The sequence below is a fragment of the Amycolatopsis sp. M39 genome (genome assembly GCF_001651785.1).
In the GTDB taxonomy this organism is placed as follows: Bacteria; Actinomycetota; Actinomycetes; order Mycobacteriales; family Pseudonocardiaceae; genus Amycolatopsis; species Amycolatopsis rubida.
This window is the reverse complement of the sequence record NZ_LWSF01000006.1, coordinates 313,693-326,672: the sequence shown is the minus strand read 5'-3', so window position 1 is coordinate 326,672 and position 12,980 is coordinate 313,693. Positions and strand designations below refer to the sequence as shown.

Here is a 12,980-nt window from a genome sequence, read left to right as displayed (position 1 = left end):
ATTCCTGCTGGCCGCGGTCGTCGCCGATCTGTTCGTCCGGTGACCCGGACCATCCACAAAGGAGCATTGTGTACCGCAATCAGGACAACCTGCCCGCCGGGAAGACCGCAAGCGTCGGCGTCGTCGGGCTGGGGAACATGGGGCTCGGCATGGCGGTGACCCTCGATCAAGCAGGATGGCGGGTCACCGGCTATGACCTCGACGCGGCCGCGGTCGCCGAGGCGGGCGGCAACGGCATCGGGTGCGTAGCACAGTTGCCGGAGCTGGCCGCCGAGCAAGTCGTGCTTTCGCTGCCTGGCGCCGGCGCCGTCCGGTCCGTGGTGCCCGAACTGCTGGAGGGCGCACGACCGCGGGTGATCGTCGATACCACCACCTCGGACCCCGGTACCAGCAGGGAAATGGCCGCCCGGTGCGCGGAGGCGGGGGTCGCCTTCGTCGACGCTCCGGTGTCCGGAGGCCGGACCGGAGCCTGGTCGGGCGCTCTCACCGCATTCGCCGGCGGGACCGACGCCGCGGTGGATTCCGCCGCCGCCGTGCTGTCGATCTTGACGAAACAGTGGAGTCATCTCGGGCCCGCCGGTTCCGGGAACATCGTCAAACTGCTGAACAACATGTTGTGCGCCGTCAACATTGCTTCCGTCGCGGAGGCCGTCGACGTGCTCGCGGCGTATGGAATCGACCTCCCGCAAGCGATGACGGCGCTCAACACCGGATCCGGCCGGAGCGCGGTGAGCCAGGTCAACTTCGAGGGCGCGATCCTCAAGGGAGAACTCGTCGGCGGCTTCACCGTCGGCCTCATGGCTCGCGACGTCGCGCTCGGGATCGACGTCGCGACCGCGGCGGGCGCCCGGCCGAGCGTGCTCAGCGCGAGCAAGCAAGCGTGGGACCGCGCTCTCGCCCAGCTCGGACCGGAAACGGACTGCAATCTCGCTCCCTCGGCGTTCACGAGCGCGACCGACTGCTTCTCCTCGGCAGCTCTGCGCCCGGATGCCGCACCCGACCAGGAAGGCAACGACTGATGACCTCCACTGTGGACCGCCCGCTGAGCGGCGACGACCGGGCGGCGATGGTCCGGCACACGCTGGAGCGGGAAGTGCCCGGCGGGATCGGGATCTGCTCGGGGCAGCAGGTCCATCCCGGACGCGGTGACCGATTCCCGTTGCACGACCCGACCTCGCACGCGCTGGTGACCGAGTGGCCGGATCCCGGACGGGAAGGCGCGGACCTCGCGCTCGCCGCCGCGGTCGAGGGGTTCGCGCGCTGGACGGCGCTGGGTCCGGCCGGCCGCGCCGACGCGCTGCGCACCGCGGCACAGCTGGTCGAGGCCCGCGCCGGTGACCTGGCCCGGCTGGAGACCTTGACCACCGGGAAGCCCTTGCGGGATACGACGGCGGAGCTGCGTGCGGTCGTGACGATGCTGAAGTTCTACGGGGGATGGGCCGAGCGCATCAACGGGGAAACCCTCGGCGGCGCCGGCAGCTGGCATGCCTACAGCCTGTTGCAGCCCTTCGGCGTGATCGTCGCCGTGACACCGTGGAACGCGCCGCTGCTGACTGCCGCCGCGAACGGACTGCCGGCGCTGGCCGCGGGCAACGCGGTGGTGGTGAAGCCGAGTGAGTTCACCCCGGCGAGCACGATCCGGTTCGCCCAGATCCTGCACGAGGCCGGGCTGCCGCTCGGCGCCTTCGTCGCGGCTCCCGGGCTCGGCGCCACCGTCGGTGCCGCGCTCACCACCGATCGGCGGGTCGGCAAGGTCGTGTTCATCGGGTCGGTAAGCACGGGGCGCGCGGTCGCGTCCGCCTCCGCCGCGGCTGGAATCCCGAGCATTCTCGAACTCGGTGGAAAGAGCGCGAACGTGGTCTTCGCCGATGCCGGCCTCGACGACGCCGCGGCGGGAGCGCTGAGTGCCGTCTTCTCCGGCACCGGGCAGTCCTGCCAGGCCGGTTCACGATTGCTCGTGCAGGACAGCATCCGGGACAAGCTCCTCGACCGGATCGTGGCGGGGGCGCGGGTACTGCGGGTGGGCGACCCGCTCGATCCGGAGACCGAACTCGGCCCGATCGTGCACAGAGCACAGTACGAGCGGGTGCGGGAACTCGTCGCGCTCGGAGTCGCCGAGGGCGCCCGGCAGCTTGCGGACCTGCCGCTGCCCGCGGGCATCGCGACCGGCCCGATGCGCACCGGGAACTGGTGCACGCCGGTGTTGCTCGACGGGGTCGCCGCGGACCACTCGCTGGAACACACCGAGGTCTTCGGTCCGGTACTGGCGATCGACACGTTCTCCGACGAGAACGAGGCGCTCGCCCGTGCCAACGGCACCGAATTCGGCCTCGCGAGTGCGGTCTGGACCCGCGACGTCGCCCGTGCCCATCGGTTCGCCTCGGCGATCCAGGCCGGAACGTGCTACGTCAACTGCTACAAGGTCGGCCATCCATCGGCCCCGTTCGGCGGGTTCAAGTCCTCCGGCTGGGGCCGGGCCAGCGGCCGGGGCGTGGTCGAGGAATTCACCCAGTCCAAGGCCGTATGGGTGGCGACCCAGCGGACCGCGCCGGCCTTCCCGTCTCTGGACCGGCAGCGGTGAATCTGGTCGAGCGCGCGGAGCCGCACCTTCCCGGCCTGGTCCGGCTCCGTCGCCACCTCCATGCCGTCCCGGAGGTCGGGTTGCGGCTGCCCCGGACGCAGGCGGCGCTGCTGGACGCGTTGTCCGGGCTGGGACTCGCCATTCGCACCGGTTCGGCCTGTACGTCGGTGGTGGCGGTGGTGGAGGGCCAGCTGCCCGGCGAGACCGTGCTGCTGCGCGCCGACATGGACGCATTGCCGATCGGCGAGGACAGCGGAGAGCCCTTCGCCTCGGACAACGGCTGCATGCACGCCTGCGGCCACGATCTGCACATGGCCGGTCTCGTGGGCGCCGCCCGGCTGCTCACCGAGGTGCGGTCCCAGCTGCGGGGGCGGGTCGTGCTGATGTTCCAGCCCGGCGAGGAAGGACACGACGGGGCCCAAGTCATGCTGGACGAGGGGCTGCTCAAGACCACCGCGACGCCTCCTGTCGCGGCCTACGCCCTCCACGTCGGGCCGGGGCGCGCGGGGACGATGTGGACGCGGCCCGGCGCGATCCTGGCCGGCATGGGCACGTTGCGCATCACCGTGCGGGGAGCAGGCGGGCATGCCTCCGCGCCGCATGACACCCTCGACCCCGTGCCGGTGCTCGCGGAAATCGTGCTGGCACTGCAATCTCACGTCACGCGGCGGCACCGGGTGTTCGATCCGGTGGTGCTGTCGGTCACGCGCCTGCAAGCCGGCGACGCGGTCAACGTCATCCCGGGCTCCGCGACGCTGGAGGCGAGCGTCCGGGCGCTGTCGGCGGACGCGGTCGGGCAACTGCGCACCCAGGTCCAAGACCTCGCGTCGCACATCGCCCGGGCCCACGGGATGGAGGCCGGCTCGGTGTTCGCCGATCACTATCCCGTGACCTGCAACGACCCGGCGGAGACGGAGTTCGCCGTGCGAACGGCGTCCCGGGTCCTCGGCCGCAACGCCGTCGACCCCGCGCACCCAGCGTTGATGGGCTCCGAAGACTTCTCGAAAGTGCTGGCCAGGGTCCCGGGAGCACTGGTGTTCATGGGTACGACTCCCCCGGATCTCGACCCGGCCACCGCCCCGGGCGTCCACTCGCCACAAGCGCGGTTCACCGACCGCACCCTGCCGCTGCACGCCGCGCTGCTGGCGCAGCTCGCGTTCGACCGGCTGGCCTCAGGGAGCTAAGGCCCGAAGCACCAGGCCGACGTGCTCGCGCACGGCCTCGTCGGTGAGCGGGCGATGGCCGACCGTCAGCCGAAAATAGAGCGGAGCATAGAGGAGGTCGAGCACGACATCCGGGTCGGCGGGCCGGATCACCCCGGCCCTCGCCGCCGCCCGCACGGTCGCGATCCCTTCCTCGCGGCGCGCGTTGACATAGCCCTCCCGGAAAGCATCGGCGATTTCCGGGTCGAACTGCCCTTCGGCGATCAGCGCGGCGACCACCTTGCCAGTCGCACCGCGGAACGCCTCGGCCATCGCCAGCAACCGGTCCTCGACGTGGGCCAGCGTGAAGTTCTCCGGATAGGGCAAAACCTCGCCGGACCTGCGGAGGAACGCGGACATGATCACCGCGGCGCGGTTGGGCCACCACTTGTATACGGTCACCTTGCTGACACCCGCGCGCTGCGCGATCGCCTCGACCGTCGTCGCCTCCAGCCCTCGCGTCAGCAGGAGCTCGTAGGCAGCGTCCAGGATCGCCGCTTCCGCCCGCGGCGCCGTGCGCCGCGCCGAGCCGCGCCGGCCGGCGTTCGGGGTTTCCGGAGGACGGGACATCGGCAGCACCTCGACATCAACGCAACGGGCATTTCCACCGGACACAGTGCACTACAGCGACGGCTCCCCCGCGACCCGCCCGGTCGCTTGACAGCCGAGCTAAAGTGAACTGTACGTTCAGTTAACTTAGGAGGCGGCGGAATGAAATCCACCACGAGCACGAGTGCTTACACCCGCTTCGATCTCCCGGTCAGCCGCGTGGCCGGCGACGGGCCGGCATCGGAGGCAGAGATCGCCGTGCGCCGGGACCTCGCGTCGGCCTACCGGCTCTGCGCGCTGTTCGGCTGGGACGATCTGATCTACACCCACATCTCGGCGCGGGTGCCCGGAGCCGGGCATCACTTCCTGGTGAACCCCTTGGGGCTGGGATTCGACGAGATCACCGCGGGCAACCTGGTCAAGATCGACCTCGACGGCAACGTGGTCGGCGACAGCCCGTATCGGCCCAACGCCGCGGGTTTCGTCATTCACGGCGCCGTGCACAGCGCGCGGGCCGACGCCTCCTGCGTGATGCATCTGCACACCGAAGCCGGGATGGCGCTGAGCATCCTGGAGGAGGGGCTGCTTCCGTTGAGCCAGCACGCCATGCGCTTCAGCGGCCGCCTCGGTTACCACGACTACGAGGGGATCGCCCTCACGATGGACGAACAGCGGCGCTTCATCGCCGATCTCGGGGACAACGCCGCGCTGATCCTGCGCAACCACGGCACCCTGACCGTCGGCCGCAGCGTCGGGCACGCCTTCACCGAGATGTTCTACCTGGAGAAGGCCGCGCGGGCGCAGCTGCTTGCCCAGGCCACCGGCCGTCCGCTGCGCGTGCCCGATCCGGAGGTTGTCGAGCTGACGACCCGCCAGTGGGTCGACGATCTCGGTGTCTCCGAGGACCGCGAATGGCCCTCGCTGCTGCGCAAGCTGGAGCGCGTCGATCCCTCCTGCCGGGACTGAGCGCAGCCCGATGAAGCCCGAGACTCAGGACGCCCGGCGCGCCGCGGGGCACGCCGTGCTCGTGACCGGTGCCGCGGGCGGCATCGGCCACGCCGTCGCGGTGCGGCTGGCCGCTGACGGCTGGACGGTCCTTGCCGCCGATCTCGATCAGGTCGGCGCCACCCCGGAGGCCGCGCAGTTCCCGGACCGGGTCCATCCGATGGTTCTGGATGTGAGCGACGGCGCGGCAGTGGATCTCGCCGCCGCGCGGCTGCGCTCGACCGGCCCTGAACTGGCGGGCCTCGTCAATGTCGCCGGTGTGCTCCAGGACGTCGAACCGTTGGTGGCGCAGAACGCGCAAACCGCGCGGCGAGTGTGGGAGGTCAACTACTTCGGAGCGCAGCGGTGCACGCAGGCATTCGCGCCGCTGCTGATCGATGCCGGCGGCGGCGCGATCGTCAACATCACGTCGATCAACGCGCACCGTCCGCTCCCGTTGCACGCTTACGCGCCCGCCAAAGCAGCACTGGCGGCGGCGACTGTGCTGGCGGCAGGCGATCTCGGCCGCTATGGCATCCGGGTGAACGGCGTGGCTCCCGGGTTCACGACGACCCCGGCCATGCGCCGGAAGCTCGCTCTCGGCACCCGGGACGCGGCCGGCCTCGTCGCGCACACCGCACTCGCCCGGCTGGTCGAGCCGAGCGAAGTCGCGGCGGCGGTGAGCTTCCTGCTCGGCGACGACGCCGCCGCGATCACCGGCGTGAGCCTGCCGGTCGACGCCGGGTGGACCGCCACCGCGCATTGGATGGATTTCGGCAACCGGCTGGACCCGGCCAAGGAGAAGCAGTGAAGCACCTGAGCACCTTCCACGAGCATTGGTCGCGCACCGTCCGGCGTGCCGGTCCCGCGACCTTCCTGCTGTTCCAGGACGAAACCGGCACCACTGCCTGGACCTATGCCGAATTCGATGCGATCGTCGCCCGTACTGCGGGCACCCTGCGTACGCTCGGTGTCGTTCCCGGTGCTTCGGTGCATGTCGTGTTGCGCAACTGCCCGGGCTTTCTCGCCGTCTGGCTGGCCGTTGCCCGCCTCGGCGCGTGGCTGGTGCCGGCGGACCCCGCGTCGAGCCCGCGAGACATCGCTGTCCAGATCCGCCGTACCCGCCCGGTGGCCGGAGTGTGTGCCGCCGCGAGAGCGGACCGGTATCGCCGAGGGGCCGGCGAAGCGCTGCCCCACCTCATCGAACTGCGGGAGAACGTCGGCGACGTCGGCGACGGTGGTGCACTCGTCGCCGGACCGCCGATCACCGGGGCAGCAGGCGGGATCAAGCCGGCGGACCGGCTCGCGGTGATGTTCACCTCGGGCACGACGTCCGAGCCCAAGGGGGTCGTTCTCACCCAAGAGAATTACTCCACGGTCGCCGAGACGATGGCGGCGGCGGCAGCGCTGCGATCCGAGCACCGGTGGCTGGTCACCTTGCCGCTGTTTCACGCCAACGCCCAGTATTACTGCTTCGCGCCGGCGATCTCGGCCGGCGCGAGTGTCGCGCTCACGCACGCCTTCTCCGCGTCGCGCTGGGTGCGGCAAGCCCATGAGCTGCGGGCAACGCATGCGAGCCTGTTCGCTGCGCCCATCAGGATGATCCTGGCCCGGTGCGGCGCCGAGCCGCCGCGATTGCATCTTCGGCACGTCTGGTTCGCCCAGAGCCTCGGGCGCGACCATCATCAGCGGTTCAGCGAGATCGCCGGATGCCGGCCGCGTCAGCTCTACGGCATGACCGAAACAGTCGCCGCCGTCACGGCCGACACCAGCCTGCCCGCCCGGCACGACATCATCGGCGGACCACTCGCCGGGCGCGAGATCGCCGTCGCCGACGCGGGGACGGGAAAACCGGTGGGCGACGGTGTGCCGGGAATGCTCCTGGTGCGTGGAGTTCGCGGCCGGGACCTTTTCGCCGGCTACCTCGACGATCCCGCCACGACCGGCCGCAGCTTCACCGATCTGCCCGACGGCACCAGCTGGTTCCGCACCGGCGACCTGGTGGGCCGCGACGCCGCAACCGGTGAACTGCGCTTCGTGGGCCGAGCCGACGACGTCATCAAGGTCGCCGGCGAGAACGTGAGCCTGTCCGAGGTCGAGTCCGTGCTGGCCCAAGCGCCGAAGGTGCTGGAAGCGGCAGTCGTCGCCCAGCGGGACCCGATCCGGGACCAGGTGCCGGTCGCGTACGTGGTGCCGGCAGACGCGCTGTCTCCGCCGGACGTCGGCGCGTTGGCCGAATGGGCCGCGGACAACCTGCCGCCCGCCGCACGGCCCCGCGCCTGGCACGTGATCGCCGAACTGCCGCGAACCAGCGTCGGCAAGGTCCGGCGATTCCAGATCGGCGAGAGCGGAAGGGCAGTAACCGATTGAGGCGGGCGCGACCCCGCGAGGTCCACGCGCCAGCACGTCAGGTCCGCCGCCGGTACCCGACCGGTCAACGCGGTGAAACGACGGTCCTGCGTCGCGGCTATTTCGGGGATCCCCACGCTTTCGGCCAGCCAGGCGCCGATTCGAGCCGGAGTGCGGCAGATCGAGCAGTTTGCCGACAGCGGCGGCCCGACTGGGCTTCCGCGCAACTCGGCGCCGGGCAGGGATCGGCGGCGCACTCGGCGCGAGCAGCGCGGGACACGAACAAGTGCGCGGGGGCTGTCGACACGGTTTTTGCCGCGCTCGCCGGGCCTCGCGGCGGCGGTCGCACTGCTCGACACGTCGGGACCGGGCACCGAGACGGTTCGGCGAGCCGGGACCCCGCTCCGGACAGTGGGTGCGGTTCGAGGCTCCGACGAGCTTTGCGAGCGCGGTGTTCTTTCTCGACGCCGAGCGGCGGAGGGCTGCGCCTGGTCCTGCACGGCTCGATCCGTAACCTCGCGGGCACGTCGCGCCGTGCCAGAGGGCGCGGTGGCCGAGCAATACTCCGGCTGGGCGCTTGTCGCGCGGTTAAAAGCTCGCGCGAGAGGACAGGGAACTCCCGCGCCGCGGCAAGCATTCCTCGCACGGTCGCGCGGTTTCCCGGACGAGCCCACCGACAAGTTCCAGCCCCGCTGCACCACCGGGCGGGTAGCGGGGTACGCACGGGCGACTGCCGTGCGCGACGCCGCTCTATGTTGAGCACATTTCGCCGCCAGCCTGACGTGCTCAAGCATCGAGCAGCCGCCTCGACGCGCCCCCGGCGCACGAGGGGCCTGAACCTGGCGCAGGCATCTTGGCGGGATCCGTCCTCCTCGGCGTCTCCGGCCCCTTTATCGGCCAGCCGATGGGCTCGAAGTCCCCAGTATCGGCAAAGCACCCGGCACCGCACGGCAGCCAGCGACACTCAAACGCACTGACCTTCACCGGCACAGATCGGCAGTGCACGGGACTGCCCAGCACGCACCGGAACTCGATATTCGCGCCTTACTCCCGGGCTTACCGTGCCGACATGTGTCATATGGTGCTGCCGAGGGCTAACCAGCGCGGGCCAGGCCGCATTTTCCCGGGCATTGACACCGGGCTGGGCCGCGGCGTATCGGGTGCTCCGTGAGTACCGGAGCCCAATCGAGGACCGACCTGGGTTGACCGCCTTTGGGAACCTATTTGCTCCTCGTATATCCGATCTGGCTCTTCCATGGCCGGCTGTTTCGACTGGTAACTATTCGATCGTTCGGGAGCGCTTTCAGTGATCGCGCCGTCGCCGGGGTTTGAGCCGGTTGGCAGTCCGAGCCGCACGTCACTCGTACTGTTGGCGAGGCGAAAGTTTCCTTCGGGAGGCGCGCGTGCCGGGCCCGCGGCACGGGAACGATCCGGCGCTGGTCCGTGTTGGCTGATGCCGGTCGGCGTTGGACGAGCAGCGGGGCGTGATCCGGTGGGAGGCGGTGACCGTAAGCGCTTGCGTGCGATGGTCGTCCCGTTCAGCCTGGGGTCGTAATGTTCCTCGTGACGGCGACGTCCACGGGATCGGCCCCAGCGGGTTCTGTTTCGTCCCGCTCCGCGAAAACCCTGATCGGCCAGAGCGGTTTGCCGCCGACTCGTGAACTGGCCCTGCCCGCGTCCGCGGAGAGTCCGGCAGACCCGCCGCGCGTGCCCGATCGCCGAGGGGTCAGCAATCCAGCCGCCCCCGCGCGACCGCCAGGCGGGGCAGCGCTCACCACGATCGACGCGGGAGAGCGGGCGATCAGTATCCGAGTCGGCAGTCGCACGGAGCCGTCGCGCGGAGACGCCGGTCAGATTTGACGGCATGAGAACGGAACTGGACGCGGTGGCCGCGGCTGCGCTCGAACAGTACGATTTTTCTCCCGAAGCTGTCACGCTTGTCAACGTTTCCGAAAACCTGACCTATCGGGTGGACGACCGGAGGACCGGACGGTCGGTCGCGCTGCGCGTCCACCGGCCCGATTACCACTCCGAGGCGGCGATCGAGTCCGAGCTGTGCTGGATGGACGCGCTCCGCGAGGACGGTGCAGCCGAGCCGCCGCGGCCGGTTCGCGCGCGGGACGGTGCTCGGGTCGTCACAGTCGTCGACGCGCGGGGACGGGCGAGGCATGCGGTGGCGTTCGAGTGGTTGCCTGGCCGGGCACCCGACCCGGGCGGTGACCTGGTACCCGGGTATCGCGTGCTCGGCAGCATCGCGGCCAAGCTGCATGCGCACGGGTCTCGCTGGCGGCCGCCGTCGTCGTTTGACCGCTACACCTGCGATTACGACACCGCGCTCGGCCCGCAGGCGAGGTGGGGCCGCTGGCAGGAGGGACTGGGCATCGGGCGGCCGGAGCGCGACCTGCTGGCCCGGCTGGACGGCGAAATCGCCGGGCGGCTCGCGGACTACGGCACCGGGCGGGACCGGTTCGGCCTCGCACACAACGATTTGCGCCCGGCGAACCTCCTCGTCGACGGCGACCGCGTCCAGGTCATCGACTTCGACGACTGCGGCTATTCCTGGTACCTGTACGACTTCGCCACCTCCGTGAGCTTCATCGAGGACGACTCCCGGCTGCCCGAATGGACGGCCGCGTGGCTCGACGGATACGCGCGCTGTCGCGCGGTTTCGGCGGACGACCTCGCGATGGTTCCCACGCTGGTCATGTTCCGCCGGCTGCTGCTGGTGGGATGGATCGGCTCGCACCACGAGTACGCGGCCGAAGCCGCCGAACTGGGCGCGGGCTTCACTCGTGGCACGTGTGCGCTGGCCGAGGCATACCTGGCGGGCGAGTTCCTGACGCCGAGTCCGTATCGCAGTCGGTAGTTGGACCGATCCGGTGCGGCCGAACGACCGCCAGAGTGGTGGGCACCGGTTCCGATCCGCCGCGAGGACGAGGTTGCCATGGTGAACCACTCGGACTGCCTGCCGCTCGTTGGCCTGTCCACCGTCGTGGACGAACTCGCCCGAGGAGGAACAGCCGTGCTCGTCGCCGGCGGCACCGGGTACCTGACCATGGCTGCCGGATTCGCCGACTGGCGAAGGATCTCGTTCTTCGTGCGGCACACGTCCGGGTTCCTCTGCGCGGCCATGCCGCCGGAGCGGGCCGACCGCTTGGAACTGCCGCCCATGGTCCCGCACCGGCAGGACCGCGGCGGGCCGGAGTTCGCCGTGTCGGTCGACGCCAGCACCGGTGTCGGAACCGGGATTTCGGCCCGCGATCGCGCGCGGACCCTGCGCTTGCTCGCCGAGCCGGACACCACGCCGGACGGCTTCTGCCGTCCCGGCCACGTCATGCCGATCCGGACCCGGCGAACCGGCCCGGCGCAGGCGCCCGAGGCAGCCGTCGAACTGTGCCGGCTGGCCGGAGCCGCGCCGGTTGCCGTGCTGTGCGAACTGGTCGCCGCCGACGGGTCCCTGCCCCAACCCGAGTTTCTCGCGGACTTCGCGCACGAGTACGGCCTGCCGGTCATCGAAATGGAGGAAACCATGGGAATCGATCGCGCCGCTTCGCGCGGCGAGTGGAATGTGCAGAGACCGCACGGGTTCCTGGCCAGGGCACCGCTCAGCAATGCCATCCGGGTGGGCGACCTCGTGATCACGTCCGGCCAGATCGGCATCGACGGGTCTGGTGCTGTCGTACCCGGAATCGGGCCGCAGACCCGGATCTGTCTCGAAAACATCGCGACGTTGCTGGCGGCCAGCGGCGCCGACCTGAGGGACGTGGTGCAGACTCGGGTGTTCCTCGCCGATTTCACCGGGTACGACGAATTCAACCAGGTCTACCGCGAATTCTTCGCCGACCCGTACCCGACCCGCTCGACGATCGGTGTTCCGCGACTCGCCCTCGGCGCGGAAATCGAGATCGAAGCCACCGCAATCCGCCGACGTGAACCCGCAGGAGAAGAAGCATGACCGACTCCCCCGTGCCGCCCGACGCGTCCGCACTCCCCGAAGCCGAAATTCTGGAAACACTTCCTCCGCTCGAATGGGATTACCGCACCGCGTTGGCCGACCGGGAAACCTACCTCACCCCGGTGCTGAAGACCTTTCAGGCGACAACGAAGCCTGTTCTGTTCAAAAGCGGGCTGGGCCAGTACCTCTTCGACAGCGACGGCAATCGCTACATCGATACCGTCGCGATGAACCAGGCCATCAGCGCCGGCTACCGCAGCCCGTATGTGCAGGCCGCGGTCCGCGAGCAACTCGAAGACATGCAGCACTGTTCCACGATGTGGATGCACCCCGGGCCCGCTTCGCTGGCCAAAGCGCTGGTGGGCAAAATGCCCCCCGACGATTGGGTGGTCCATTTCCTGAGCAGCGGCACCGAAGCAGTCGACCTCGCCCTGATGATGGCGCGCAATTACACCCAGCGGCACGCCGTCGTCGCCCTTCGCTCGGCCTACCACGGAGCGGTCGGGGCGACGGCGAACGCGACAACCTCGATCGCCCGCTTCCACCAGAAAATTCCGAGTGCGTCCGGAATAATCCATGTTACCAACCCCGACCAGTACCGCGGCATTCACGGACCCGGCGTCGACCCGTACCTGGCGGAATTCCGATCGAGTATCGCGGCTTCCACGAACGGCGAACTCGCCGCCTACATCTTCGAGCCCATCCAGGGTTACGGCGGCGTCATCCCGATGCCGACCGAATACGTCCGGCAGACCAGCGCCCTCGCCCGAGAACTCGGCGGCGTCGTGATCGCCGATGAAGTGCAGACCGCGGTCGGCCGCACCGGCGCACATTTCTTCGGGTTCACCGAGCACGGTGTCGTCCCGGACATGGTGGTGCTGGCGAAGGGCATCGGCAACGGGTTCCCGCTGTCGGCGGTGATCGCCCGGCGGGACATCGCCGAGGCGATGACCGGCCGCACGTTCATGAGCACCATGGGGTCGAATCCCACCTGCTGCGCGGCCGGCCGCGGGGTGCTGGCCGCGCTGGAACACGGTGGGCTGCAGGAGAACGCGCGGATCGTCGGCGCGCAGGCGATGGACATGTTCCGCGAACTCCAGACCCGGTACGAGGTCATCGGCGACGTGCGCGGCCGCGGCCTGATGATCGGCATGGAGCTGGTGAAAGACCGGGACACGAAGGAACCCGCCACCGAACTCGTGCACGCCATCGCCGACGAAATCGCCGATTCGGTGATCGTCACGAAGGCCGGCGCGCACGCGAACGTGCTGCGGCTCGTTCCTCCGCTGTGCCTGACCGCCAAGGACGCGGCGGACGTCGTCGACCGGCTGGACTCCGTGCTCGCCCGGCCGCGGTGAAC

Annotated in this window: 10 protein-coding genes; 9 read left to right on the top strand and 1 reads right to left on the bottom strand. The window is 69.9% G+C overall.

Annotated elements, in window-relative coordinates; all coding sequences use genetic code 11:
* Positions 1–68: 68 nt before the first annotated feature.
* From A4R44_RS49105 to A4R44_RS18700, 3 genes are read left to right on the top strand one after another with little or no spacing between them, the layout of a single operon-like run.
* On the top strand, positions 69–1,019 hold the full coding sequence (locus A4R44_RS49105; RefSeq protein ID WP_198545343.1) for an NAD(P)-dependent oxidoreductase: 951 nt from the start codon (positions 69–71) through the stop codon (positions 1,017–1,019).
* Positions 1,019–2,581: an aldehyde dehydrogenase family protein gene (locus tag A4R44_RS18705; protein ID WP_095213432.1), complete on the top strand. Its 1,563-nt coding sequence runs from the start codon at positions 1,019–1,021 to the stop codon at positions 2,579–2,581. The genes A4R44_RS49105 and A4R44_RS18705 overlap by 1 nt, the downstream gene beginning before the upstream one ends.
* Positions 2,578–3,765 carry a M20 family metallopeptidase gene (locus A4R44_RS18700; protein ID WP_067582363.1) on the top strand — a complete coding sequence of 396 codons (1,188 nt, stop codon included), beginning with the start codon at positions 2,578–2,580 and terminating at the stop codon, positions 3,763–3,765. The genes A4R44_RS18705 and A4R44_RS18700 overlap by 4 nt, the downstream gene beginning before the upstream one ends.
* Here A4R44_RS18700 and A4R44_RS18695 read toward each other — a convergent pair.
* Entirely contained in the window at positions 3,754–4,353 is a 600-nt protein-coding gene (locus A4R44_RS18695) for a TetR/AcrR family transcriptional regulator (protein ID WP_067582366.1), read from the bottom strand. The two genes, A4R44_RS18700 and A4R44_RS18695, sit on opposite strands and share 12 nt — an antisense overlap.
* A 141-nt stretch (positions 4,354–4,494) precedes the next feature.
* Between A4R44_RS18695 and A4R44_RS18690 the strand changes: the two genes are divergently transcribed.
* The 6 genes from A4R44_RS18690 to A4R44_RS18665 all read left to right on the top strand — a co-directional run bounded on the left by A4R44_RS18690 (position 4,495) and on the right by A4R44_RS18665 (position 12,978).
* Positions 4,495–5,298 (top strand): class II aldolase/adducin family protein, encoded by an 804-nt coding sequence (locus tag A4R44_RS18690; protein ID WP_067581917.1) that lies wholly within the window; start codon positions 4,495–4,497, stop codon positions 5,296–5,298.
* A 10-nt stretch (positions 5,299–5,308) separates the two neighbouring features.
* Positions 5,309–6,127 (top strand): SDR family NAD(P)-dependent oxidoreductase, encoded by an 819-nt coding sequence (locus A4R44_RS18685; protein ID WP_067581912.1) that lies wholly within the window; start codon positions 5,309–5,311, stop codon positions 6,125–6,127.
* The gene (locus A4R44_RS18680; protein WP_232791659.1) at positions 6,124–7,686 is read left to right on the top strand and encodes a class I adenylate-forming enzyme family protein; all 1,563 of its coding nucleotides are present in this window, start codon (positions 6,124–6,126) and stop codon (positions 7,684–7,686) included. The genes A4R44_RS18685 and A4R44_RS18680 overlap by 4 nt, the downstream gene beginning before the upstream one ends.
* A 1,843-nt stretch (positions 7,687–9,529) precedes the next feature.
* Positions 9,530–10,531 (top strand): phosphotransferase enzyme family protein, encoded by a 1,002-nt coding sequence (locus A4R44_RS18675; protein ID WP_067581910.1) that lies wholly within the window; start codon positions 9,530–9,532, stop codon positions 10,529–10,531.
* A 78-nt stretch (positions 10,532–10,609) separates the two neighbouring features.
* Complete coding sequence (locus A4R44_RS18670; protein WP_067581908.1) at positions 10,610–11,620, top strand: 3,4-dihydroxy-2-butanone-4-phosphate synthase; 1,011 nt, start codon at positions 10,610–10,612, stop codon at positions 11,618–11,620.
* The gene (locus A4R44_RS18665; RefSeq protein WP_067581905.1) at positions 11,617–12,978 is read left to right on the top strand and encodes an aspartate aminotransferase family protein; all 1,362 of its coding nucleotides are present in this window, start codon (positions 11,617–11,619) and stop codon (positions 12,976–12,978) included. Before A4R44_RS18670 ends, A4R44_RS18665 begins: the two co-directional genes overlap by 4 nt.
* Positions 12,979–12,980 lie beyond the last annotated feature (2 nt).

Bases quoted from the DNA above. Each gene is read 5' to 3' on its own strand.
- A4R44_RS18690 (WP_067581917.1), top strand. From the start codon at position 4,495: ATGAAATCCACCACGAGCACGAGTGCTTACACCCGCTTCGATCTCCCG.
- A4R44_RS18695 (WP_067582366.1), bottom strand. From the start codon at position 4,353: ATGTCCCGTCCTCCGGAAACCCCGAACGCCGGCCGGCGCGGCTCGGCG.
- A4R44_RS18685 (WP_067581912.1), top strand. From the start codon at position 5,309: ATGAAGCCCGAGACTCAGGACGCCCGGCGCGCCGCGGGGCACGCCGTG.
- A4R44_RS18675 (WP_067581910.1), top strand. From the start codon at position 9,530: ATGAGAACGGAACTGGACGCGGTGGCCGCGGCTGCGCTCGAACAGTAC.
- A4R44_RS18705 (WP_095213432.1), top strand. From the start codon at position 1,019: ATGACCTCCACTGTGGACCGCCCGCTGAGCGGCGACGACCGGGCGGCG.
- A4R44_RS18665 (WP_067581905.1), top strand. From the start codon at position 11,617: ATGACCGACTCCCCCGTGCCGCCCGACGCGTCCGCACTCCCCGAAGCC.
- A4R44_RS18670 (WP_067581908.1), top strand. From the start codon at position 10,610: ATGGTGAACCACTCGGACTGCCTGCCGCTCGTTGGCCTGTCCACCGTC.